Consider the following 23,095-nt stretch of genomic DNA (forward strand, 5'->3'; position numbering starts at 1 on the left):
TGCGGGTCCCGGCCGCTCGCCGGAGCGGTGCCTCCCACGCCACCCACCACAACAAGTGCCCACAAACACCGCCGAGGCCAGCTCACGCGGGAAAACTCTCCGATAGTGGAGGTTCTGGAGCGTGACCATGGTTTAGATTGGAGTGGTGGGTTCTGCGAAGCGCTACCTTGCCGACGACGAGCGGTTGGTGCATGCGACCCGTCAGCACTGGTGTCTGCTCATCGGCGAGTTCCTGGCGCTGCTCATCATCGTGGCCGTGGTCGCGGTGGGCGTGTGGCTTCTCCCGGCCGGTGAGGACTGGGCGTCCATCGCCACCTACGTGCTGATCGGCATCGGCGTACTGGCCGTTGTGATCTTCTGGTTCGTCCCGCTGTTGAAGTGGCGCAGCACGCTGTTCATCCTGAGTGACCGGCGCCTGCTCAAACGGTTCGGGATCATCGCCAAACACGGTCGGGACATCCCGCTGGCGCGGATCAACGACGTCTCGTTCTCGGTCCCGTTGCTCGGCCGCCTGCTGCGCTACGGCACGCTGCACGTGCAGTCAGCCTCCGAGCAGGGCGTTATGCGGTTCAAGTACGTGCCGCACGCTCGTTGGTTCCAGAGCACGATCTACAGCCAGGTGGCCGCGGCCCACTCCGAGTCCCCGCGGCATTCGCCGTGAGTCGGTTCGTCATGAGGATGGCGCTTGACTGCGACGTCCGTGCCAGATAAACCGTCAGTGGCGAACACGTGTTCCCGGTGATTCGCCTGTCTCCGCTGCCCAACCAAACCTTCCACGCCTCGAACACGAGAGAACGAATGTCGCCGCGTTCCGACAAATCAGAGATCGATTCCGCCCTGTTGGGTGGTCCGGCGCGGTACACCCGGGACGAGGCGGTCGCGCGGTCCGGAGTCAGTCCCGACCTCGCGTTGCGGTTATGGCGGGCGTTGGGCTTCGCCGCGAAGAACGACGGCCAGGCACGCTTCACCGACGCGGACGTGGAGGCGCTGCGGACGGTCTCCACTCTGTTGGACGCCGGGGTCGTCGATGAGGAAGCCGCGGTGCGCCTGGCCCGCGCCATGGGCCAGTCCCTGGCGCGGATGGCCGAGTGGCAGGTGAGTGTGCTCGCCACCCTGCCGGACAGCGAGGGCGGGGGGAGTGGGGCCGAGGAGATCGGCCCGCTGCCGGCGCGGGCGAAGGAGCTCCTGCCGGCGATGGAGTCGTTGATGGCGACGGTGTGGCGCCGGCAGATGGCGGCGGCGGCCTCCCGTACCCTCAGCGCGTGGGAGTCGGCGAAGGACGACACCGCGCCCAACTACTACCCGATGGTCGTTGGGTTCGCCGACCTCGTCTCCTACACGACGCTCAGCCGGGACCTCGACGAGATCGGTCTCGCGGCGCTGGTGGAGGAGTTCGAGGGGACGTCCGCCGACCTGGTGTCGGAGTCCGGTGGGCGGCTGGTGAAGACGCTGGGCGACGAGATCCTGTACGCGGCGGGGACCGCGGAGGCGGCGGCCGAGATCGCGCTGCGCCTCGCGGAGGGGATCAAGACGCACGCCGGTGTCCCTGACATTCGGGTGGGCCTCGCCTACGGCCCCGTCCTCGCGGTCCTGGGCGACGTGTTCGGCACCACCGTCAACCGGGCGAGCCGTCTCACCTCGTTCGCCCAGCCGGGCACGATCCTGGCCGATCAGGACGTGGCGAACCTGTTGAAAGGGGATGCCCGATACGAGCTGGTGGGGGTGCGCGAACGCCACGCCCACGGCTTGGGGCGGATCCGTCCCTACGTGCTTCGTCGCGGCGCGGACGGCCGCTGACCACACCTCCGCGGAGGCGCGGTGGCGGCGGGCCACGCCCGGGATCCTGTTCCCGGCGGCGAACCCGGTCCGCAGCGGGATCGGCGCGCCCGGTGACGAACCGGTAGAGCACCTGCGAGGATTGGGAGACCTGCCGTTTGACACGGAGGACGTGAAATGGTCGAGACACCGAGTACCGCAGTCGACCGCGTCGTCACGTCGGGCGTGGTCCGGCGGGACGGCGTGGTCCAGGACGTAGAGACCAATGTGTGGATCGTGGGCGAGCACCGCCGCGTGATCCTGATCGACCCGGCCCTCGACCACTTCGAGATCGTGCGGGCCCTGGGCGACCGGGAGGTCATGGCGATCCTCTGCACCCACGGCCACAGTGACCACATCGACGCCGCCGCCGAGATCGCCGCGCTGACCGACGCGCCGGTCCTGCTCCACCCCGGCGACGAGCCCCTGTGGAACGCGATGTACCCCGACCGCCCCACGGACGCGCCGCTGTTGGACGGCGAGATCCTGCGGGTGGGAGCGATCGAGTTGCGCGTGGTGCAGGTACCCGGGCACACCCCCGGATCGGTCTGTGTGCACGCCCCGGAGCTCGGAGTGGTGTTCACCGGCGACAGTCTCCCCACCCCGGCCGCTCCCGGCGAGGAGAACCCGTGTGGGATGACGATCCCCGCCCAATCCGGACAGGCGCGCCTGCGGGGCCTGTCCGGGGACACCATCGTCTGCCCCGGACACCGTGCACCCACCACCCTCGCCGAGGTGACCCAACGGATCGCCGGCGACGTGGAGACCGGCTGACCCGGCCGCGGCCCCTCCCGCTTGTCGTCGGGCGCCCTCGGCAGCGCTGAAAGGGACCCAGATTCCCGCCTCGGGCACTCGCCGAGGGTGGGCGCCGCGTGCGTCCTGTCCTCCGGCCGCACTCGCGTCGGATATGCACATCCTGTGGACGAACGGGGCCCGCGCGGCGCTTGGGCGGATCCACCGCTCGCCCGCCTCGCGGTGGGGCGAGGACCGTGACCACCAAGGCCGGCGCCCTAGCACCGGCACAGTGGGACGTCGCCCACGTGGCGGGTACGGCGCCGACCTGGATCACTCCCCGCTAGGTCGTGTTTTTGCACCGCTGCGCCCTCTTTTTGTGGGGCACTGTTGGGGGGCGCTGTTGGAGGTGCTGGAGGCTCGCGCCCGCCAGGACGACGTTCGCCTGAGTCGATCCTTTCGAACAGCCAATCAAGGATGCCCCTCACGGATCGTCCTACGAGCCGAAGCCCGGGCCCCGCCGGGGCACCATCCGCGCAGCGGCCCCAGTAGGGGCGACGGCCACCCCCTCACCCGAAAGCCCGCAAAAAACGACCTAGGTGTTCTGTCCTGTGAGGTTGGTGACGCGGGTGGTGGGTGGGCCGTTGATGGCGGTGTGGAAGCGGTGGTGATTGTAGTGGTGCAGCCATCCGGTGAATGCGTGGCGGCGTTGGGTCTCTGAGGTGTAGGGGCGGGCGTAGGCCCATTCGTCGGTCAGGGTGCGGTGGAAGCGTTCGACCTTGCCGTTGGTTTGGGGCCGGTAGGGGCGGGTGCGCTTGTGTGCGATCTGGGTCTGGGTCAGCGTTTCGCGCCACAGACCGGATCTGTAGCAGGACCCGTTGTCGGTCAGGACCCGCTCCACGGTGATGCCCACCGAGGCGAAGTAGGCCGCTGCGCGCTGCCAGAAGGCGGTGGCGGTCTCTTTGCGTTCGTCGGCCAGGATTTCGGTGTAGGCCAGGCGGGAGTGGTCGTCCAGGGCGGTGTGCAGGTAGCTGTGGCCGATCACCGGGGACCCGTTGCGTCGGGCGGTGGTGGCTGCCTGCTTGTTGCGTACTCCCGCGTGGCGGCCCACTGCGCGGTGGCCGCCGCCGTCGGGGATGGAGCCGAGTTTTTTGACGTCGACATGGACCAGTTCGCCGGGGCGGGCGCGTTCGTAGCGGCGCACGGTGCGGCCGGTGGCGCGGTCCAGGTGGGCCAGGCGAGCGCAGCCGTGGCGTGTGAGGATGCGGTGGACGGTAGAGGCGGGCATGTGCAGGTGCCCGGCGATACGGGCCGGTCCCCACTGGTTGAGGTGGCGGAGTTTGATGACGCGGCGCTGACGGCGGATGGAGGTGCGCCGGGGCGAGCGGGCGGGACGGCTGGAGGCATCGGTCATGGCGGCTGGGCCGCCGGTGCGGTAGCGCGCGGCCCAGCGCTGGGCGGTGGTGGCCGAGACCTGGAAGCGTTCAGCGGCCCGGCGCAGCGGCCATCCGTCCTCGACAATGCAGCGGGCCAATGCCAGGCGGCCAGCCGGTGCGAGCTTGGCGTTGGGATGGGTAGCGTGAGGCATCGAGGGCCTTCCGGTCCGGTGATGATGTCGCAATCCCCATCGATACCGGAGGCCCTCTTCGTATGCATCACGCGGGGTGGGTGTTACCAACCTCCATGGTCAGTACACCTAGGCGGGCCCCGGGGGTTCGCTCGGTGGCGGGCCGAAGGGGAGGAACAGGGCGAAGGTCGGGGTCCGGGAGTCGACGAGTTCCACCCGCGCCCCCTCGGACTCCGCGATGTGCCGCGCCAGCGCCAGCCCGAGCCCCGTCCCCTCGGAACCCGAGGTCTCCCGTTCGAAGATCCGTGGGGCGATGTCGTCCGGGACTCCGGGGCCCTCGTCACTGACCTCGATCCGCACTGATTCGCCGGAGGAGGTCCGGTGCACGGTGATGGTGCCAGCCCCGTGTTGGCTGGAGTTCTCCACCAGCGCTGTCAGGATCTGGTGGAGGTCGGCGCGGATCGTCATCGCGGTCAGACCCTCCTCGCCCGTGATGCGTAGCTCACGGCCGGAGCTCGCCAGGATCGGTCGCCACTCGTCGGCCAGGGAGTTCAGCACGCTGTCGAGGGGGAGCGGAACGAGGTCGGGTTGGCGGGTTTTGCGCGCGCGGGCGAGCAGACCTGTCACGATCTCCGTGAGCCGTTCCGCCTGTTCCAGTGCGCCTTGGCCCTCCTCGCGCACGATCTCGGGATCGTCGGCGTTGTTGAGGAGTTCCTCCAGGCGCATGGTGAGCGCGGTGAGGGGGGTTCGTAGTTGGTGGGAGGCGTCGGTCGCGAAGTGGCGCTCGCTGGCGATGAGGCTGGAGACGCGCTCGGCGCTGCGGTCGAGGACCTCGGCGACCCGGTCCAGTTCCTCGATGCCGTAGCGGTGTCGGCGCGGCGCCGTGATGCCGGCGCCCAGGCCCTCGGCGGTGTTGGCCAGGTCGACCAGGGGGTAGCTGAGCTGTCGTGCCTGCACCACCGCGAGTCCGACCGCGACCCCGATGGCCAGCAGGGACAGGGAGGCGATGCCGAGCCAGGCGCTCATCGACGTCGCCTGGATGTCGGAGGTGTCCTCCCACAGTTCGACGTGCGCGTCGCTGGCGGACTCGGTCGTGGCCCCGGTGGAGGTCGGCGCGTCGCGTAGCTCGGGATCGCCGATGGCCACGTCCTCTCGGTCCCCGGGCAGGTCGATCGAGATGTAGGCCTTGGGATACTCCTCGCCGAGCCGGTCCGCCTCCACGGGATGGTCGAGGTCGCCTCGATAGCGGAGGTCGACGTCCACCTGGTTGGCGATGCGCTCGACATCGCGCTGCAGGATGGCCTCGCGGTCCTGTTGCAGTTTCTGGTGGGTGAGAGCCCCCAGCGGTACACCGAGCAGGAGGACCGCGACGACGGCCACCATCAACGTCGAGAACAGCATGCGCCGACGCAGCATGCTCTCGCCTCCTGTCCTCGGCGGCCGTCGTCAGTCGCGTTCGAACCGGAACCCGACGCCGCGCACGGTGGTGATGTAGGCGGGGTCGTTCGCGTCGTCGCCGAGCTTGCGGCGCAGCCACGAGATGTGCATGTCCAGGGTCTTTGTGGACCCCCACCAGTTGGTGTCCCAGACCTCCCGCATGATCTGCTCGCGCGTGACGACCTTCCCCGCGTCACGGACCAGGATCCGCAGCAGGTCGAACTCCTTGGTCGTGAGGTGGAGTTCCTCGTCGCCGAGCCAGGCGCGCCGTGAGTCGTTGTCGATCCGCAGCCCGTGCACGACCGGGACGTCGGTGCCGCCGCGCCGGAGCAGGGCGCGCACGCGAGCCAGGAGTTCGGCGAGGCGGAACGGTTTGGTGACGTAGTCGTCGGCTCCGGCATCGAGCCCGACGACGGTGTCGACCTCGTCGGCGCGCGCGGTGAGGATCAGCACCGGTGTGCCGTGCCCCTCCGCGCGAATGCGCCGGCAGATCTCTAACCCATCCATTTCGGGTAGCCCAATATCCAGAACAATGAGATCAGCATCGCCTGTCTGCGCATGCTCGAGCGTCGTGGTTCCGTCAATGGTTACGTCGACCGCGTACCCTTCTCGACGCAGGGCACGCGAGAGCGGCTCGGAGATCGAGGTGTCGTCTTCGGCCAACAAAACGCAGGTCATGACCCTGATCGTAGGTCGTGATATCAGGTTTCCCTATTATGCACGCCGCTTGCCGGCCACTCGATCAGAAACCGTCAACCCGTTCCACCGGTGAGTTGTCGTGAATTATCGGGATTTGTCGGAATGGCCGGGGCGAGTGAAGTGCGGGGGAGGGGTATCCACCGTTGTCTCGTGCGGCACGGCGGTCCCGGTTTCGGACGCGCGGCTTGCGTCGTGGCTGTCGTCCGCGCTATTGGCCCTGTCCGAACCATCTCCGGCCGGCCCGGGCGCGCTCGTCTCCGCCGCGCGGGCGTCGCTGTCGGGCGTGTCCTCGTCCGGGGTGCGGAACACCCACTTCCTGTAGGACCAGAACCGAAAGAGGGTGCCGAGGCCGACGCCGATCACGTTCCCGGAGATGTTCTGCGCCAACGGGCCGTCGAGGCCCAGGACGTGCAGCGAGAACGCCTGGCACCCCACCTGGATCGCGAGTCCCACTCCGTTGAAGAAGAAGAAAAGCACGTACTCACGGAGAAGCCCACTGCGGGCCCGGTGCCGGTACGTCCAGAACCTGTTGCCGAGGAACGCGACGACCGTCGCGCACAGCACACCGAGTGCTTGGCCCGTCAGCGGCTGCAGGCCGAAGATCCACCAGAAGGCGTTGGTGGTCGCAAACTGCACGACGTAGGCGACACCGCCCACGGTCCCGAACTTGGCCAGCTCGTGGATGAGGGAGTCGAAGCGCCTGTACAGCGCCGACACAACGCGCATTGCGAGGGTTCCGATCCGGATAGACACAGACCGTACGAAACGGGCGGCCACCGAATCCTAGCCGAGCACACCCGCCGGATGCCCGGCGTCCGTCGACGCCCGCCGCGGACCGCACACCGCGTGAACCCGGATAGCGTGCATAGCGGACGTGTCACGCCGGCCGAACCTGGTCACCATCGGTTGGACGGCGGTGGTGCGCAGGCGGGGCCGTCGCCGGCACGAACCGGTGGGAGACCGGCCCCGGAGGCTCGAGCGAAGGAGACGGCGTGAGCGACGCGCGGGCGACAACCGTGGGGCGGCCCCACGCATCGATGCCACGGGTGGGAATGGTGGGCGGAGGGCAGCTCTCCCGCATGACCCACCAGGCCGCGGTCGCGCTCGGCGTGGACTTCGCCGTGCTCGCCCGGTCCCGGGACGACAGCGCCGCCCGCGTCTGCGCGAACACGCGGATCGGGGTGGAGACGTCCCTCGACGACGTGGCCGGGTTCGCCAAGGAGTGCGACGTGGTCACCTTCGACCACGAACACGTGCCCGACGCCGTACTGCGCGGCCTGGAGGCCGACGGCCACGTGCTCCGGCCCGGCCGCGGCGCCCTTCGTTACGCCCAGGACAAGCTTCGGCTCCGCACCAGCGCGGAGGAGCTCTCGATCCCGTGCCCCCGGTGGCGGGTCGTCAGCGACGTCCGACACGTCGCCGAGTTCGGCGAGGAGGTGGGGTGGCCGGTTGTTTTGAAGGCGACCCGGGGCGGCTACGACGGCAAGGGCGTGTGGGTCGTGTCCGACGCGGCGGAGGCCGCCGACGTCGTCACCGAGGCGACGACCCGAGGCGTGTCGCTCATCGTCGAGGAGCGGGTCGACTTCCTCCGGGAACTGAGTGTGCAGGTCGCCCGGTCTCCCTACGGGCAGGTGGCGGTGTACCCCGTGGTGGAGACCGTCCAAGTGGACGGCGTGTGCCGGGAGGTGATCGCCCCCGCGCCCGGCCTCGACGAGGAACGCGCCACGGAGGCCCAGCGGATGGCGATCGACCTCGCCCACGCCCTGGACGTCACCGGGATGCTCGCCGTGGAGATGTTCGAGACCCCGGCCGGGATTCTCGTCAACGAACTGGCGATGCGCCCACACAACTCCGGGCACTGGACCCAGGACGGCGCGACCACCTCCCAGTTCGAACAGCACCTCCGTGCCGTCCTGGACCTCCCCCTCGGCTCGCCCGGTCTGGTGGCGCCGTACGCGGTGATGGCCAACGTGCTGGGCGGCTCGGACCCCGATCTCTACACCCGCTACTTCCATGTGATGGCCAGGGACCCGGGTCTGCGTGTCCACACCTACGGAAAGGACGTCCGCCCCGGCCGTAAGATCGGCCACGTGAACGTCGTGGGCGACGATCCCGAGGAACTCCGTGAACGCGTCCGTGACGCCGCGATGTACCTGCGGGGCGAGCGCGGGTAGTTTGGATCGCCGTGGGCGGTGTCGGCCCGATGGCGACACCAGGTGTGGCAGCGGGAACGAGGAGACAGCATGGGGACAGCGTTCGAGCAGGTCGGGATCGTCATGGGCAGCGACTCCGACTGGTCGGTCATGGAGGACGCCGCCGAGGTCCTGGAGGAGTTCCAGGTCGGCTACGAGGTCGACGTCGTCTCCGCCCACCGCATGCCACACGAGATGATCGCCTACGGCTCGGAGGCGGCCGACCGCGGCCTCCGCGTCATCATCGCCGGCGCCGGCGGCGCGGCCCACCTCCCCGGCATGCTCGCCTCCGTCACGCCACTGCCGGTCATCGGAGTGCCGGTGCCGTTGAAGAACCTGGACGGCTTGGACTCGCTGCTGTCCATCGCCCAGATGCCCGCCGGCGTTCCAGTGGCCACGGTCGCCATCGGCGGGGCCCGCAACGCCGGGCTCCTCGCGGTCCGCACCCTCGCCGCCCACGACGAGTCCCTGCGCGAGCGCATGGTGACCTTCCAGCAGAACCTCAAGTCCGAAGCCAAGGCCAAGGGTGACCGCCTCCGCAAGCACGGCGGAGACACCCCCAGCATCGGCTTCGGCCGCCGCTAGACACCCGAGCCTCCCCCGATTCCGGCGCACCCGCGTCGTGCCGCTGGTAGTACCGCCGGCGCCCGGCCTGGCCTCGGTCGGGAGGGAGGACACCCACGTCCGCCCAATGCCACAGCACGTGGGCAGCGATCCCATAGCGCCGCGAGACCTCCCCGAAGCCCCATCGAACCAACGACCAGGCCGCGCTACGTGGTGGAGTACCTGGGCCACTACCGCTTCCCAGAGCATGACACGGTGACGATCCCGATGATCGCGGTCATCGAGTACGACGGGGACCGCGTCCACCACATCCGTGAGTACTGGGACACCCACCAATTGGCCACCGCGTCAGCACCGGAGTAGCCCGGCACCAAGTTCCGCTCGGCTCCGTCAGCGCCAACACGCAGGACAGGTGCCCTCGCCCCAGATCCCGTACGGACCATCCCCGCACGCGGGGAAACGACTGCCGCTCGCGCTGGAGGCGGCGGACCAGGTCGGGACCATCCCCGCGCGCGGGGAAACGACCCGTTCCCTCGAACGCGGTTCGACCTGGCCGGGGGACCATCCCCGCGCGCGGGGAGCAGACACTCCCCGACCAACACGTTTACCACTGGAAAGCGTCGGATTTCCTTTGTCGGGCACGTTGGTCCGGCTCCGGCCTACGGGCGGCCGAGGGCTCGGTAGGTCCAGCCGTGGGCGCGCCACTCTTCGGGGTCTAGGGCGTTGCGACCGTCGACGATGTTGCGGTGGAGGACGACCTTGGCGAGGGCGCCGGGGTCGGCTTCGCGGAACTCGGACCACTCGGTGAGGAGGAGGACGGCGTCGGCGTCGTGGGCGGCGTCGAACATGCTCGTCGCGTACTCGAGCTGCGGGTGGGCGGCGCGGGCGTTGTCCAGGGCCTCGGGATCGTAGACGAGCACGCGGGCGCCCTGGGCGCGGATCGTGGCGGCGACGTCCAGGGCGGGGGAGTCGCGGATGTCGTCGGAGTTGGGCTTGAACGCGGCGCCCAGCACGCCCACGGTGCGGCCCTCGAAGCTGCCGCCGAGGAGCTCTCGGGCCAGGTCCACCATGCGGGCCCGGCGGCGCTGGTTGATGGCGTCGACCTCGCGGAGGAAGGACAGCGCCGGCTCCACCCCGAGTTCGTCGGCCCGGGCCATGAACGCGCGGATGTCCTTCGGGAGACACCCTCCACCGAAGCCGAGCCCAGGCCCGAGGAACTTGCCGCCGATCCGGTCGTCGTAGGAGAGTGCCTCGGCGAGTTTGTGGACGTCGGCGTGTGTCGTCTCACACACCTCCGCCATCGCGTTGATGAACGAGATCTTGGTGGCGAGGAACGCGTTGGCCGAGACCTTCACCAGCTCCGCGGTGGGCAGGTCGGTCACCAGGAACGGGATGCCTTCGGCGATCTGCGAGGCGAAGACCTCACGCATCACGGCCTCGGCGTGCGCGGACTCGGTTCCGACGACGATCCGGTTCGGCGAGATCGTGTCCCCGACCGCGAACCCCTCGCGCAGGAACTCGGGGTTCCACACCAGCTCGGCGTCGGCTCCCACCGGGGCGAGTGCGTGGAGTCGCTCGACCAGTCCGGCCGCGGTTCCGACCGGCACGGTCGACTTCCCCGCGATGACACACGGGCGGTTGAGGTGCGGCGCCAGGCTGTCCAGCGCGCCGTTCACCTGGGTGAGGTCCGCCGCGTTGGAGCCCTCCTGCTGCGGTGTTCCGACACAGAGGAAGTGGACGTCCGCGAACGCGCCGACCTCGGCGAAGTCGGTCGTGAACCGGAGACGGCCACTGTCCACGCCGCGTTTCAGGATGTCGTTGAGGCCCGGCTCGAAGATCGGGGACGTGCCTTTCGACAACTGCGCGATCTTCGCCGGATCCACGTCCAACGCAAGAACTTCGAAGCCCAGTTCCGCCATGCACGCGGCGTGCGTCGCACCCAGGTATCCGGTCCCGATCACCGACAGCCGGAGCCGTTGCTGCTCGACCAAGCGTCCGCTCCTCAATCTTGGTAGGCCACAGGGCATGTTACCGGCGCGTCCGCGTCGTTCTGCTGGGGGTCCATCGACCCGGCACTCCAGGATGCCGGTCGCGCCGCCCAGTGGCGGGTTGGCGTCGCCGAACCGCCCGCCGTGCTTCGGTGTCCGCCCGATGCCCGCCCGGTGTCAGCCCCGCTGGAACGGAGTGGTGGTTCGTTCGGGGTCGTCGCTCGTCAGCCCGCCGATCGGGCGGGGCGCCACCGCCGGTTCGACTCGTTCCGTGAGCGGGGGCCGCGACACCGATCCACCGCCCATCTCCATCTCGGGTTCCTCCGGCCAACGCCGCCACCGGGAGGGCGCGAGAGCCGAGACGAAGAGCAGTGGCCCCAGGACGAGACTCATCGACAGCACCGGCCCCACCGGATCGAGCGTCGTGTCGGTCTGCAGCCAGGACGGCAGCACCGACTCCATGGACGCGTAGTTGATCAGCGGCCACAGTCCGGCCGTCAGGAGCCCGGCCCCCGGCAGCAACGCGGCCAAGGGCGAGATGCGGGTGCCGCACAGGAGGGCACACACCAGCCCCACCGCCAGGATGACGGCCACGGCGTTCAGGAGGGAGGGGTCGCCCAGGGAGTCGGCCGAGAACTGTTCCTCGAACTCGGCGGCGGCCCAGGCGATGCCGGCGTACAGGGCGGGGAAGGCCAGGAGACCGGCGACGAGTCCCAGGGAGTGGCGGAGCACCGCGTCCTCCTCGGTTGTTCGGGGTGTCTCCGGTACCTACCCACCTCGGGCGCATCCGTCACACCCGACCGGTGGCGAATCGCCGCGTCCGCCGGCGTTCCCGTCACGCCGCCCCCCGGGACGACCCACTCATGAACACATGTGGTCCTGCGCCGTGTTGGTGTTGAGGTCGTTCCGGTTGGTGTTCCCGTCCTCGGCCGGTTCCTCTTCCTCCTGGTCGGCCGCCGCCTCGGGTGCCTCGACCGTCTCGAAGTTGAAGCCGAGCACGACCGTGATGGTCTGGTCGAGCTGACTGTCCTCCACGAGCTCCGCCCCCGGGATGCGTTCGGCGACGCTCTCGGCGACGTCCTCCTGGCCCGGCGAGTGGCGGACCTGTGTCTTCTGCACGTCGGTGTTGGACCAGTTGTCCGCGGCCTCCGGCACCTCGTAGCCGGCTCGTCGGAGCGCCTCGCGTGCCTGGGCTCCGAGTCCCGGGATTCCGGCGCCGTTGTAGATCTCCACGGTGACCTCGCTCGGCGCGGGGCCTTCGGGTTGGGCTGTGTCCGTTTCGGGCGCGTCGGTGAGGGGCTGGTCTCCCTCGAGCCGCTGGAACAGCGCGTCGGCCTCGTCGGAGTTCCAGGTCACCGCGGACTCACCGCTCGGAGTGCGGAAGTCGACCTGGTCGATCGGCACCTGGGTGAAGCTGACGTCCTCCAGCCCGAGCCCGCTCATCTGGTCCGCCAACTGGCGGATGGTGCCGGTGTCCAGGCTCTCGTCCACGGTGACGGAGCCGAGCGCCGCGTCGAGGAACCCGGTGAGACGGGTCGGGTCGCTGAGGGTGTTGCTGCTCAGGGCCCGGTCGAACATCGCCGAGAGCACCTGGTGCTGGCGGTCGATCCGGTCGAGGTCACCATCGGCGGTCTTGCGGGTTCGGGCGAAGCCGAGCGCCTCCGTGCCGTTGATCTCGTGGGTGCCGGCCTCCAGAGCGAGGTGCGCCTTCTCGTCGTAGATGGGTTCGGGCAGGCACACTTCGATGCCGCCCAACGCGTCCACGATCTCGACGAAGCCGCCGAAGTTGACCTCCACGTAGTGGTCGATCCGGATCCCGGTGTTGGACTCCACGGTCTGGATCGCCAGCGCGGGGCCGCCCAACGAGTACGCCGCGTTGATCTTGCTGGGTTCGTAGCCCGGGATCGGGACCCAGGAGTCGCGGGGCACCCCGACGACACTGACGTGTTCGCGGTCGGCGTGCAGCCGGATGAGCATCATCGTGTCCGAGCGGTCATCAGGCCGGGGTTCGTCCGCGGCCGGGGTCTCGCCACCGTGCCGCTGGTCGCTACCCAGGACGAGGATGGTCCGTGCACCGGTGGGGCCCGCCTCGGGGCGGTCCTCGTCGGCCAGGCCGCCGAAGACGTCCGACCGGTTCATCTGGCCCGACACCCATCCCGACACCGCCCAAGCCGTGCCGGACGCCAGCAGGATCACGATGGACATCACGCTGCAGGTGATCAACGCCCATCGCTGCCGCTGCAGGCTGCTGCCCGGCAGCAACGGGGGCCGGTTCGACCCTCCAGACCCTCCGGACCCGCCAGCGGCGTCAGATCCACCCGAGGAACCCGACCCCCCGGAACCACTCGAACCCCCGGAACCGCCCCCCGAGCTCGTGGAACCCGACGCGCGCTCTGGATTGGGTGGCAAAGGACTCGACTGGATGCGCTGGAACCGGGCGCTCTCCGGCTTCCGTCCGCGTCCAGGCCCCGTACCGTCCCCGCCAACCATCGACCATCCCCCCAGAAGGTCGTAATGCGTACGCCACCAGAGTGGCAAAAAAGTGCCGCGTGTACCCGGAAGGCGGGACTACGGCGTGTTCGGCGTTTCTTCCCCGGTTCGTCCGATCCGCACGTCGCGATTCACCCACGTGATCCGACGTAGAGTAACGTTGCGATGCCAAGATGGACCGTTGTTTGGCGCGAATAGGGATGCCCTGTGGATACGCACGTCACTTGGCCGGCTGTCTCGGTCATCATGCCCGTCCTCAACGAGGAGCGGCACCTCGCGGCGAGCGTTAAACACGTACTTGAGCAGGACTATCCGGGAGAACTCGAGGTCGTCCTCGGAGTTGGGCCGTCCGCGGACCGGACCGAGGAGGTCGCCCGGTCGCTCGCGGAGAACGATCCCCGGGTGAAGGTCGTGGCGAACCCGACCGGCCGCACCCCGTCGGGGCTCAACGCCGCGATCGGCGCCTCCAGCCACGAGATCGTCGCCCGGATCGACGGCCACGCGATGATGCCGGCGGACTACCTGCGGGTCGCGGTGGAGACGCTGCGCGAGACCAATGCCGACAACGTCGGCGGCATCATGGCCGCCGAGGGTGAGTCCGCCTGGGAACGCGCCGTCGCCGTCGCCATGACATCCAAGATCGGGGTGGGCAACGCCCGGTTCCACACCGGCGGCCAGGCGGGCCCCGCGGACACCGTCTACCTGGGTGTGTTCCGCCGGTCGGCGCTGGAGCGGGTGCAGGGCTACGACGAGGCCTTCCTGCGCGCCCAGGACTGGGAGATGAACCACCGCATCCGGGCCACCGGCGGCACGGTGTGGTTCCAGCCCCGCATGCGGGTGTCCTACCGTCCACGCCCCAACATTCGGGCTCTCGGCCGGCAGTACTTCCACTACGGACGTTGGCGTCGCGTGGTGGCGCGCCAGCACCGGGGAACCATCAACCTGCGCTACCTCGCCCCACCGGCGGCCCTCGTCGCCATAGTCGCGGGGGCGGTCGGCGGCTTCCTGTTCCCGCCCGCGTGGCTGGTGCCCGGGGCGTACCTCGCGGGAATCCTCGCGGCGTCGGTTCCGTTGGGTCGGGGGGAAGGATTGCGCGCCCGCCTGTTCATCCCGGTGACCCTGGCGACCATGCACCTCACCTGGGGCGCCGGGTTCCTCACCAGTCCACCGAGTCTGGGGCGGGACTCGCGCACCGCGGCCGCCTCGCGGCCCGCGACCACCTCCTGACCGAGTGTGACACTTCGATCGGCCCACGGCCCGTGCTCGGGTAACGTCCGTGGGGGGTAACAAACGCGTCTTGGGCGCGGTAGGCATGCGGTGAACGCGGACAGTGTTGGGCGGCAGCGTGACAGCGACGGCAGTGGACAAGAACGAGGGCACCGGCGGCGTCGTCACCGAGGCCGCGCGGCGGCGCACCTTCGCCGTCATCTCCCACCCCGACGCCGGTAAGTCGACGCTGACCGAGGCGCTGGCCCTGCACGCCGCGGCCATCACCTCCGCCGGAGCCGTCCACGGCAAGGGCGAACGCCGGGGCGTCACCTCGGACTGGATGGAGATGGAGCAGGCCCGCGGGATCTCCATCACCTCCGCCGCACTGCGCATCGAGTACGACGACTGCGTACTGAACCTGTTGGACACCCCCGGCCACGCCGACTTCTCCGAGGACACCTACCGGGTGCTCGCCGCGGTCGACTGCGCCATCATGCTGCTGGACTCGGCGAAGGGTCTCGAGGCCCAGACACTGAAACTGTTCGACGTCTGCCGTAACCGCCGCACCCCGGTCATCACCTTCGTCAACAAGTGGGACCGCCCGGGCCGCGAGCCCCTGGAGCTGCTGGACGAGATCGAGCAGCGGATCGGCCTGCGCCCCACCCCGCTGAACTGGCCGGTGGGGATCGCGGGCGACTTCCGTGGTCTGGTCGACCGGGCCACCGGCGGCTACACCAAGTTCCACCGCACTCCGGGCGGGGCCACGCGGGCGCAGGAGGAGCACCTGACCCGTGAGCAGGCCGCGGAGGTCGAGCAGCAGGCATGGGCCGACACGGTGGACGAGCTGGACCTCATCGAGGAGATCGGCGCCAACTACGACGAGGCGTCCTTCCGCTCCGGACACTCCACGCCGGTGCTCTTCGGCGCGGCGCTGCCCAACTTCGGGGTTGGCGCTCTCCTGGACACCCTGGTCCGACTGGCTCCCGCGCCCGCCGACCAGCCGGACGCCAAGGGAGGAACGCGGGAGATCGGCTCCCCCTTCTCCGGCCAGGTGTTCAAGATGCAGGCCAACATGGACAAGGCGCACCGCGACCGGATGGCGTTCGTGCGCGTCTGCTCCGGTCAGTTCGAACGCGGCATGGTTCTCACCCACGCCGCCACGGGGCGTCCGTTCGCCACCAAGTACTCCCAGGCGGTCTTCGGCTCGGAGCGTTCCACCATCGACACCGCCTACCCCGGCGACGTGATCGCGCTGGTCAACGCCCAGGCGCTGCGCGTGGGGGACACCCTCTACGAGGGGCCGAAGGTCGAGTTCCCGCCGATCCCCAGCTTCGCGCCGGAGAACTTCATGGTTGCCCGGGCCAAGGACTCGGGACGCTACAAGCAGTTCCGGCGCGGTATCGAACAGCTCGACAGTGAGGGCGTCGTGCAGGTGTTGGTCTCCGACGTCCGCGGCGAACAGGCCCCGGTGCTGGCCGCGGTGGGTCCGCTGCAGTTCGACGTGGTGAAGCACCGCATGGAGCAGGAGTTCAACGCCCCCATCGAGCTCTCGACGCTCGACTACAACGTCGCTCGCCGCACCACCCCGGAGTCCGCCCCCAAGATCCACGGGCTGTCCGGCGCCGAGGTGCTCACTCGCCGCCAGGACTCCGAACTCCTCGCGCTCATCCACAACAAGTGGCGTCTTCGCGTCATCGAGCGCGACCATCCCGACCTGGTCCTCGAGGCCCTCCTCGCCGGAGGCGTCGAAGAGGAGTCCTGAGGCCCTCGCCATCCTGGCCCGCCCCGAGAGCGACGGACGTCGCCCGACCGGGTCACGCGAGAGCGGCGTCTGGGGTGAAGCACGCCGAGGCGGGACAGCCCCGCGTCGGCCGGCTCACCGGTCGCGTGGTCTCGCCCCACCCGCTCCGACGGAGAGGTGGCCGCACCGACCACCGTGGATGCGTGCGGGTGCCGCTGGCGTTGGACAGGTCTCCGTCATCGAGGCACGTGTCCAGGCGCGTTCGTCGGTGTTTCGCCCGCCGAGGTGGCGGCGCCCCGGCCGAGCGGGCTCGATGCCGGCTTTCCGGCATCCGTTCGCCCGGCTCGGGTTACGGCCGTTATCGGGCCTCGCGGAACTCCACGTGCTGACGTGCCACGGGGTCGAACTTGCGCAGCGTCAGACGGTCGGGTGTGTTCCGGCGGCTCTTGCGGGTGACGTAGGTGTAGCCCGTGCCCGCGGTGGAACGCAGGCGGATGATGGGGCGTGCGTCGGACGTGGCCATGGTGGATCCTCCCTGCCGGGGGACGGTTACCGCCCAGCACGGGTGATAACGGTTTTCAGTGCCGAAGTATTCTCCTGTGGCTCACCCGATCGGCGCACGGGGGAGGACCAGCGGTGTCCCGGTCAGAGGATCGGGGATCACCTCGCAGCGCAGGTCGAACACGGCGCGCACCGTTTCCGGGGTGATCACCTCCGTGGGTGGGCCACTTCCCGCCACGGCGCCGTCGCGCATGACCACCAGGTGGTCGGCGTAGCGGCAGGCGAGGTTCAGGTCGTGCAGTACGAGGATCACCGTCCGCCCCCGGTCGCGGTTGAGCCGCCGGAGGAGGTCGAGGACCTCCACCTGGTGGGCGAGGTCGAGGAAGGTGGTCGGCTCGTCCAGCAGCATCACATCCGTGTCCTGCGCCAGGGCCAGCGCGATCCAGACGCGTTGGCGCTGCCCTCCGGAGAGTTCGTCCACGGGCCGGTGGGCGAGGTCGGAGACGCCGGTGGCGGCGAGTGCGTCCGCCACGGCCTCCTCGTCCGTCCGTGACCACTGGCGGAACCACTTCTGGTGCGGGTGGCGCCCCCGACCGACCAGGTCGACCACCGTCACTCCGTCCGGGGTGAGGGGCTGCTGGGGGAGCAGACCCACCCGTTGGGCCAGGGTGCGCGGCGGGAGTCGCGCGATCCGCGCTCCGTCGAGGATCACCTGACCGCTTCGCGGGGTCAGCAGCCGACCGAGACCACGCAGCAGGGTGGACTTCCCGCAGCCGTTCGGTCCGACGATCGCACTGACGCGTCCGGTGGGAAGGGTCTCCGAGAGTTCCTCCACCACCAGGCTGGCCCCGTAGCCCAGGCTCAGCCCGTCCGCGGTGAGGCCGGCGTGGGCCGGGTCGACGGTGTCCTCGTCGGTGGTCGCGAGGGTCAGGTCGACGGTGGGTCGGCCTCGGTTCGTCATGCGCCTTGTCCCATCCGGTTGCCGCGGGCGAGGAGGTAGAGGAGATAGGGGGCGCCGAGGATCCCCGTGATCACGCCGACGGGCAGTTCGATCCCGCCGAAGAGAGTTCGTCCGATCAGGTCGGCGGAGGTCACGAGCAACGCGCCGCAAGCGATCGAGGCCGCCAGCCCGCCGGGGCGGTTCCCCAACAGGCGCCGTACGATCTGCGGGGCGACCAGCGCCACGAACCCGACCGGCCCCGCCACCGACGTGGCGCCGGCCGCCAGCGCGGCGGAGACGAACAGCAGCCCGGCCCGCACCCACTGCACCCGCCCGCCGAGCGTTGTCGCGGCCTCGTCGCCCAACTGCAACAGGCGCAACTGGCGGGCCAACAACACCGCCATCGGCACCAGGAGCAGCAACGCCACCGCGATCACGGTCACGTGCGGCCACTCCCGGTTGCCGAGGCTCCCCGCCAGCCACACCATGGCACGCCGCGCCTGGTTGATGTCGGTGCGGGTGAGCAGGTAAGAGGTGGCCGAACTCAGCATCGCGCTCACCGCGATCCCGACCAGCACCAGGCGGTAACCGGTCACGCCGCGTCGGTAGGCCAGGCCGTACAGGGCGAGCCCGACGGTGAGGGCACCGAACAGCGCTCCGCTCGCGGTCAGGAGCGTGGATCCGCCGATCACGACGATCGTGAGCACGGCGGCCGCGGACGCCCCCGCGTTGATCCCAATGACGTCGGGACTGACGAGGGGGTTGCGGGCGAGCTGTTGGAGGAGGAGCCCCGACACCGCCAACGCGGCTCCGACACCCAGGGCGGTCAGCGCGCGGGGGAGACGCATGTCCACCACGACGTGGGTCAGAATCGGCGATCCCCGCCCAACCAGGGCCGAAGCGGCGTCGACCACCGTCATGTCGAAGTCGCCGAGGGTGAGCGACACGAGCGTCACCGCGACCGCGAGCAGGCCGAGAACCGTGGCCAGGGCGGCGGCAGGGCCGTGGACGAGGAACGCGACCCCGGACCCGCGCACGACACGGGTTCCCGGGGGGAGGAGGCGTGAGTTCACAGGCCCGCCACCCGCCGGTTGCGCACCAGGTAGATGAAGAAGGGGGCGCCGAGCAGCGCCGTCACGATGCCGACCTCCAGCTCACCCGGACGGGCCACGATCCGTCCGATGATGTCGGCCCCCAGCAGCAACAGGGGGGCGAGGACGACCGTCCACGCCAGCACCCACCGGTAGTCCGGCCCGGCGATCGCCCGCGCGATGTGCGGAACCGCCACGCCGACGAACCCGATCGGCCCCGCCACGGCCGTCGCGGTCCCAGCGAGAAGCACCACGGCCACACCGCCCGCGGCCCGGGTCACCCACACCCTGCTGCCCAGCGAGCGGGCGAGATCGTCGCCGAGCGCCAGCGCGTTGAGCGAACGAAGCAGCGAGACCGACACCACGATGCCCACCACCAGCAGTGGAATGGCCTGCCACAGTGCGGTCATGTCGGCACCGGCCAGCGACCCGACCATCCAGAACCGGTAACTGTCCAGGCTGCTGCGGTCGGTGAGCGTGATGGCCGAGACCACCGAGCCCAGAAGAGCGGAGACCGCCGCTCCGGCCAGCGCCAACTTCACCGGTGAGGCGCCGCCCAGGCCCAGCGAGCCCACCATGTAGACGATGACCGTGGCGAGCGCCGCGCCCAGGAACGCGAACCACACGTAGCCGACCAGCGCGCTCGTGCCCAGCACGCCGATCGCCAGCACGGCCCCCAGGGAGGCGCCCGCGTTGACCCCGAGGATCCCCGGCCCGCCCAGCGGGTTGCGGGTGACGCCCTGGATCACGACGCCCGCCGCCCCGAGGGCCGCCCCCACGGCGAGGCCGGCCAAGGTCCGCGGAACCCGGAGGTGCCGCACCACCAGGTCGGTGTCGGAGCCGGAGTAGGCGAAGTAGGCGGCGTGGACGTCGGCGATGGAGAGACCCTGGTAGCCCACCAGGACGGACGCGAGCGCCATGGCCGCGAGACCGACAACGGCGACCCCCAGCCCAGTACCGCGCGACGTGGGGCGGGACAGCAGACCGGAGGCGCCGGCGCCGGCCGCCGCACCGGAGCGCAGCGCGGAGAGCGGACGGTCCGCCGTCCGCCCCGCGACGTTGGTCACCATGACCGCCGTCCTCAGTCGAACAGGTCCGGGTGGATCAGCTCGGCGACCTGTGCGACCGCGGTCGCGCTGCGGACGCCCGCGGCGCGGTCGGCGAAGGTGAACTCGTGGACCTGTTCCTCCTTGACCGCGGTGACGTTGGCGAGCGCGGGATCGTCCAACACACTGGCCACGTCGTCCGCCGCGTCCGCCGCGGTCATCTCCGCGTCGCAGCAGACGTCAATGAGGATCACGTCGGGGTCCCGTTCGATCACGTCCTCGGTGGAGATCGTGACGTTTCGTCGTTCGTCGAGGTCCCCGGCCGCGTTCACGCCGCCCGCGAGGTCGATGATCTCGGTGCCGAAGTCCTGCCCGGACGCGACCTGGAATCCTTCGTCGCTGGGCCGGGCGATGAGGACCTCGGGTTCGTCCTCCGCGTCCGCGACCACCATGGTCACCTCCTCGACGGTGGCCTCCATCTCGGCGATCACGTCCTCGGCCCGGTCGGTCTCACCGAAGAGGGCACCGAGGTCGCGTAGGTCGGCGTAGACGTTCTCCATCGTCACGTCGGCGGGGTCGATGGTCGCGTCGCTGAGGCCGTCCTCGCTCGGGCATAGGGGGGAGAAGATCCACGAACTGATCCCCAACTCCGACAGCGACCCGCGGGTGCCGAACGTGTCGTCGGTGAACGTGTCGTTGTAACCGGTGAGGACGAAGTCCGGCTCGAGGTTCAGTAGCTCCTCCCGGCTGGGCAGGGAGGCGTAGTACTCCTGTTCCTCCTGCGCCTCGGCGTACTCCTCGATGACCACGGCGTCCAGGAACGCGGTCCCGACGAGCCGGTCGCTGATGCCCAGGGCGTGCGCCATCTCGATCGCCGGCTGGTAGGCGGCGAACACGCGTTCCGGTACGGGGTCGGTGGGGACGTCGATGCCGCAGTTGTCGATGGCGCCGGCGCTGTCGCCGTCCGACTGGACCGACTCCGCCTGACCGTCCCCGCAACCGGTCAGGAGCAGGGTGAGCCCGAGTGCTCCGGTGAGCAGCGGGAGGAACGGGCGGCCGGGCACGGCAGGGTGACGAGGCGTCAACGCAACCATCCTTCGTGGTCGAGCGATGCACGCCGCAGCCGGTCTCCTGGCTCGCGGAGCTGGGGAACCCCCGCGCGTCCCGCCTTCCCGAGCACGGTGCTCAGTGGCGTCCGGGACACGCTCTCCGCTCACAGTGGCGAGGACCGCGCCGGAGTCTCACCGGCTTCCCGTCACTGCGACGTCAACGATATGGAGTGTTTGTTCTGGGTAACCGTATCAAGCCCGAATTGGGGGAATCTGACCTGGTGTTCCCCCACCGTGGAGCCCCGACCACCGACGATCGGCTCACGGGTGACCGCCCAGCGACGATCCCAGGTCCGATCGCGATCGGGCCTTCTGTGGCCGCCGCTCCCGCGAGACAATGGACGCGGCCTCGATCCACCAGAACAGACAAGTGACCGATATGTCCGTTTTTCGAGAAGTAAAGAAATTCGGTGCTTGCCAGTGGTAAGTCGCCTGGTCGCGGAGTGTCCGTTCCCCGCGCGCGGGGATGGTCCCACGCGCTGGCCCGTGCGGTACTGCAGCAGATCGTCCGCTCCCCGCGCGGGGATGGCCCGGACACCAGGGAGACGGCGGCGGCGATGACGACGTTCACTCCCCGCGCGCGGGGATGGTCCCACCATGATCGTCGCGGTGTCCTGCTCCATGATGTCCGCTCCCCGCATACGGGGATGGCCCCACGGACGTCGACTGGTTCTACCTCAGCCCATCGATCGAGTTCGGCGGGGTGATCGACGATCAGCGCCGCGGACTACGAGCTGGCGTTCATGGACGAGGTCGACTCACCCAGCACCATCGGCCACAGTTCACCGTGGGGCACTGATCGCCGAGAGTTTATGGGGTGGTGGGCCGGGTGGCGACGGCGATGCGGCGCGCCGCCTCCGCCACCCGTGCGGGTGAGGTCGCCAGGTTGAGGCGCGCGAACCCGTCGCCGGGCTGTCCGAACGTGGGGCCGTTGGCGAGCGCGACCCGACCGCGTGCCAGGAACGTCGCCGCCGGGTCCTCGCCGAGGTCCAACGCGCGGCAGTCCAACCAGGCCAGGTACGTCGCCTGCGGCGGTTGGTAGCCGACGTCGGGCAGCAGCCGGTGGAGCTCGGTGGCGAGGAGGTGACGGTTGTGGTCCAGTTCGTGGAGCAGCTGCGTGAGCCACTCCTCGCCCTTGTCGAACGCGGCCTCGGAGGCGAGGATCCCGAGGAGGGATGCCTTCATGCTGTCCTCGGGGGGTATCGCGACGTCGTGGGTGGCCTCGGGGCCGGGTACCACGAGGGCGGTCTTGAGGCCGGCGAGGTTCCAGGCCTTGGACGCGGAGACCATCGTCACGGAGCGCGCGGCGGCGGGGGAGTCGAGGGTCGCGAACGGCGTGTGCGTGGCCTCGGGGTAGGTCAGCGGTGCGTGGATCTCGTCGACGATGACCCGCACCCCGAAGGTGTCGGCGAGGGCCGCCACGGTCGAGAGCTCCTCGCGGGTGTGCACCACCCCGGTCGGGTTGTGCGGACTGCACAGCAGATACACCTCAACCCCGGCCGCGAAGTCACGCTCCAACCGGTCGAGGTCGATCCGGAACCCGGCACCCAGAGGGCTCTGGATGATCTGTCGGTCGATGCGGTTCAACCACTCGAAGAACGGCGGATAGGCCGGGGTGTTGACCAGGACCCGCGCACCGGGTTCGGTCAGGGCCCGCACCGTGGACACGACCCCACTCATCACGTCCGCGACCAGGTGCATCGGCGCCGGGGCCGGCTGCCACCCCCATCGGCGGGCCGCGAACCCCGCGAACGCCTCGGGCAGGTTCCCGGCGTGGGCGTACCCGGTGTCGCCACGGTCGACCGCCTCGCGCAGCACGGCGGCGATCGGTTCGGCGAGCGGCGTGTCCATCTCCGCGACCCACACCGGCAGCACGTCCGACGGGTAGGTCTGCCACTTCACGCTCCGTCGCCGCCGCAACTGCGCGGCAGTGATCGCGTCCAGAATTCCCATTCCGTCCCCCTTAGAGCTCCG

The 23,095-nt window shown here is 69.8% G+C and carries 21 protein-coding genes, 1 pseudogene and 1 riboswitch; of the genes and pseudogenes, 8 read left to right on the forward strand and 14 right to left on the reverse strand.

The window, feature by feature from the left end:
- Window positions 1-145: 145 nt before the first annotated feature.
- The 3 genes from J4H86_RS20370 (at window position 146) to J4H86_RS20380 (ending at window position 2,589) form a co-directional block, all read left to right on the forward strand.
- Window positions 146-661 (forward strand): PH domain-containing protein, encoded by a 516-nt coding sequence (locus J4H86_RS20370; protein ID WP_236539510.1) that lies wholly within the window; start codon window positions 146-148, stop codon window positions 659-661.
- Between the two features lie 137 nt (window positions 662-798).
- Entirely contained in the window at window positions 799-1,797 is a 999-nt protein-coding gene (locus tag J4H86_RS20375) for an adenylate/guanylate cyclase domain-containing protein (RefSeq protein ID WP_236539512.1), read from the forward strand.
- Window positions 1,798-1,953: 156 nt separating this feature from the next.
- Complete coding sequence (locus tag J4H86_RS20380; RefSeq protein WP_236539514.1) at window positions 1,954-2,589, forward strand: MBL fold metallo-hydrolase; 636 nt, start codon at window positions 1,954-1,956, stop codon at window positions 2,587-2,589.
- A 553-nt stretch (window positions 2,590-3,142) separates the two neighbouring features.
- Here J4H86_RS20380 and J4H86_RS20385 read toward each other — a convergent pair.
- From J4H86_RS20385 to J4H86_RS20400, 4 genes and pseudogenes are all read right to left on the reverse strand, one after another.
- The gene (locus tag J4H86_RS20385) at window positions 3,143-4,135 is read right to left on the reverse strand and encodes an IS481 family transposase (protein ID WP_236539480.1); all 993 of its coding nucleotides are present in this window, start codon (window positions 4,133-4,135) and stop codon (window positions 3,143-3,145) included.
- 108 nt (window positions 4,136-4,243) lie between these two features.
- Window positions 4,244-5,527 (reverse strand): sensor histidine kinase, encoded by a 1,284-nt coding sequence (locus J4H86_RS20390; protein ID WP_236544113.1) that lies wholly within the window; start codon window positions 5,525-5,527, stop codon window positions 4,244-4,246.
- A 33-nt stretch (window positions 5,528-5,560) separates the two neighbouring features.
- Window positions 5,561-6,229 carry a response regulator transcription factor gene (locus tag J4H86_RS20395; protein WP_236539515.1) on the reverse strand — a complete coding sequence of 223 codons (669 nt, stop codon included), beginning with the start codon at window positions 6,227-6,229 and terminating at the stop codon, window positions 5,561-5,563.
- Window positions 6,230-6,508: 279 nt separating this feature from the next.
- Window positions 6,509-6,976, reverse strand: a pseudogene (locus J4H86_RS20400) (GtrA family protein); the annotation flags it as partial.
- A gap of 290 nt (window positions 6,977-7,266) precedes the next feature.
- On the opposite strand from J4H86_RS20400, the gene J4H86_RS20405 reads away from it, so the two are divergent.
- A complete protein-coding gene (locus J4H86_RS20405; protein ID WP_269134594.1) occupies window positions 7,267-8,424 on the forward strand; it encodes a 5-(carboxyamino)imidazole ribonucleotide synthase in 1,158 nt (385 codons plus the stop codon).
- Between the two features lie 69 nt (window positions 8,425-8,493).
- Window positions 8,494-9,027, forward strand: coding sequence for a 5-(carboxyamino)imidazole ribonucleotide mutase (purE, locus tag J4H86_RS20410; RefSeq protein WP_236539516.1), 534 nt, complete (start codon window positions 8,494-8,496; stop codon window positions 9,025-9,027).
- Here the strand turns inward: purE and J4H86_RS27675 are convergent.
- Window positions 8,945-9,199 carry a MerR family transcriptional regulator gene (locus J4H86_RS27675; RefSeq protein ID WP_394356401.1) on the reverse strand — a complete coding sequence of 85 codons (255 nt, stop codon included), beginning with the start codon at window positions 9,197-9,199 and terminating at the stop codon, window positions 8,945-8,947. The two genes, purE and J4H86_RS27675, sit on opposite strands and share 83 nt — an antisense overlap.
- Window positions 9,200-9,216: 17 nt before the next feature.
- On the opposite strand from J4H86_RS27675, the gene J4H86_RS20415 reads away from it, so the two are divergent.
- Window positions 9,217-9,369, forward strand: coding sequence for a hypothetical protein (locus J4H86_RS20415; RefSeq protein ID WP_236539517.1), 153 nt, complete (start codon window positions 9,217-9,219; stop codon window positions 9,367-9,369).
- A gap of 296 nt (window positions 9,370-9,665) precedes the next feature.
- Here the strand turns inward: J4H86_RS20415 and J4H86_RS20420 are convergent, their stop codons facing one another.
- The 3 genes from J4H86_RS20420 to J4H86_RS20430 form a co-directional block, all read right to left on the reverse strand.
- On the reverse strand, window positions 9,666-10,997 hold the full coding sequence (locus J4H86_RS20420) for a UDP-glucose dehydrogenase family protein (protein ID WP_236539518.1): 1,332 nt from the start codon (window positions 10,995-10,997) through the stop codon (window positions 9,666-9,668).
- Between the two features lie 174 nt (window positions 10,998-11,171).
- Window positions 11,172-11,726: a hypothetical protein gene (locus J4H86_RS20425; RefSeq protein ID WP_236539519.1), complete on the reverse strand. Its 555-nt coding sequence runs from the start codon at window positions 11,724-11,726 to the stop codon at window positions 11,172-11,174.
- A 129-nt stretch (window positions 11,727-11,855) separates the two neighbouring features.
- Complete coding sequence (locus tag J4H86_RS20430) at window positions 11,856-13,256, reverse strand: LCP family protein (RefSeq protein ID WP_236539520.1); 1,401 nt, start codon at window positions 13,254-13,256, stop codon at window positions 11,856-11,858.
- 435 nt (window positions 13,257-13,691) lie between these two features.
- Between J4H86_RS20430 and J4H86_RS20435 the strand changes: the two genes are divergently transcribed.
- Complete coding sequence (locus J4H86_RS20435; protein ID WP_269134488.1) at window positions 13,692-14,711, forward strand: glycosyltransferase; 1,020 nt, start codon at window positions 13,692-13,694, stop codon at window positions 14,709-14,711.
- 118 nt (window positions 14,712-14,829) lie between these two features.
- The gene (locus tag J4H86_RS20440) at window positions 14,830-16,455 is read left to right on the forward strand and encodes a peptide chain release factor 3 (RefSeq protein WP_236539521.1); all 1,626 of its coding nucleotides are present in this window, start codon (window positions 14,830-14,832) and stop codon (window positions 16,453-16,455) included.
- Window positions 16,456-16,792: 337 nt separating this feature from the next.
- Here the strand turns inward: J4H86_RS20440 and rpmG are convergent, their stop codons facing one another.
- The 6 genes from rpmG to J4H86_RS20470 all read right to left on the reverse strand — a co-directional run bounded on the left by rpmG (window position 16,793) and on the right by J4H86_RS20470 (window position 23,074).
- Window positions 16,793-16,957, reverse strand: a complete 165-nt coding sequence (rpmG, locus tag J4H86_RS20445) for a 50S ribosomal protein L33 (RefSeq protein ID WP_236539522.1) — start codon at window positions 16,955-16,957, stop codon at window positions 16,793-16,795.
- An 81-nt stretch (window positions 16,958-17,038) separates the two neighbouring features.
- On the reverse strand, window positions 17,039-17,896 hold the full coding sequence (locus J4H86_RS20450; RefSeq protein ID WP_236539523.1) for an ABC transporter ATP-binding protein: 858 nt from the start codon (window positions 17,894-17,896) through the stop codon (window positions 17,039-17,041).
- Window positions 17,893-18,948, reverse strand: coding sequence for a FecCD family ABC transporter permease (locus tag J4H86_RS20455; RefSeq protein WP_236539524.1), 1,056 nt, complete (start codon window positions 18,946-18,948; stop codon window positions 17,893-17,895). The genes J4H86_RS20450 and J4H86_RS20455 overlap by 4 nt, the downstream gene beginning before the upstream one ends.
- A complete protein-coding gene (locus J4H86_RS20460) occupies window positions 18,945-20,036 on the reverse strand; it encodes a FecCD family ABC transporter permease (protein ID WP_236539525.1) in 1,092 nt (363 codons plus the stop codon). Before J4H86_RS20460 ends, J4H86_RS20455 begins: the two co-directional genes overlap by 4 nt.
- 11 nt (window positions 20,037-20,047) lie before the next feature.
- Complete coding sequence (locus tag J4H86_RS20465; protein ID WP_236539526.1) at window positions 20,048-21,106, reverse strand: ABC transporter substrate-binding protein; 1,059 nt, start codon at window positions 21,104-21,106, stop codon at window positions 20,048-20,050.
- A gap of 10 nt (window positions 21,107-21,116) precedes the next feature.
- A riboswitch (cobalamin riboswitch) is annotated at window positions 21,117-21,290 on the reverse strand.
- Window positions 21,291-21,931: 641 nt separating this feature from the next.
- Window positions 21,932-23,074: a MalY/PatB family protein gene (locus J4H86_RS20470; RefSeq protein WP_236539527.1), complete on the reverse strand. Its 1,143-nt coding sequence runs from the start codon at window positions 23,072-23,074 to the stop codon at window positions 21,932-21,934.
- Between the last annotated feature and the right edge of the window lie 21 nt (window positions 23,075-23,095).

Origin of the sequence: Spiractinospora alimapuensis (genome assembly GCF_018437505.1) — a bacterium.
GTDB classification, from domain to species: domain Bacteria; phylum Actinomycetota; class Actinomycetes; order Streptosporangiales; family Streptosporangiaceae; genus Spiractinospora; species Spiractinospora alimapuensis.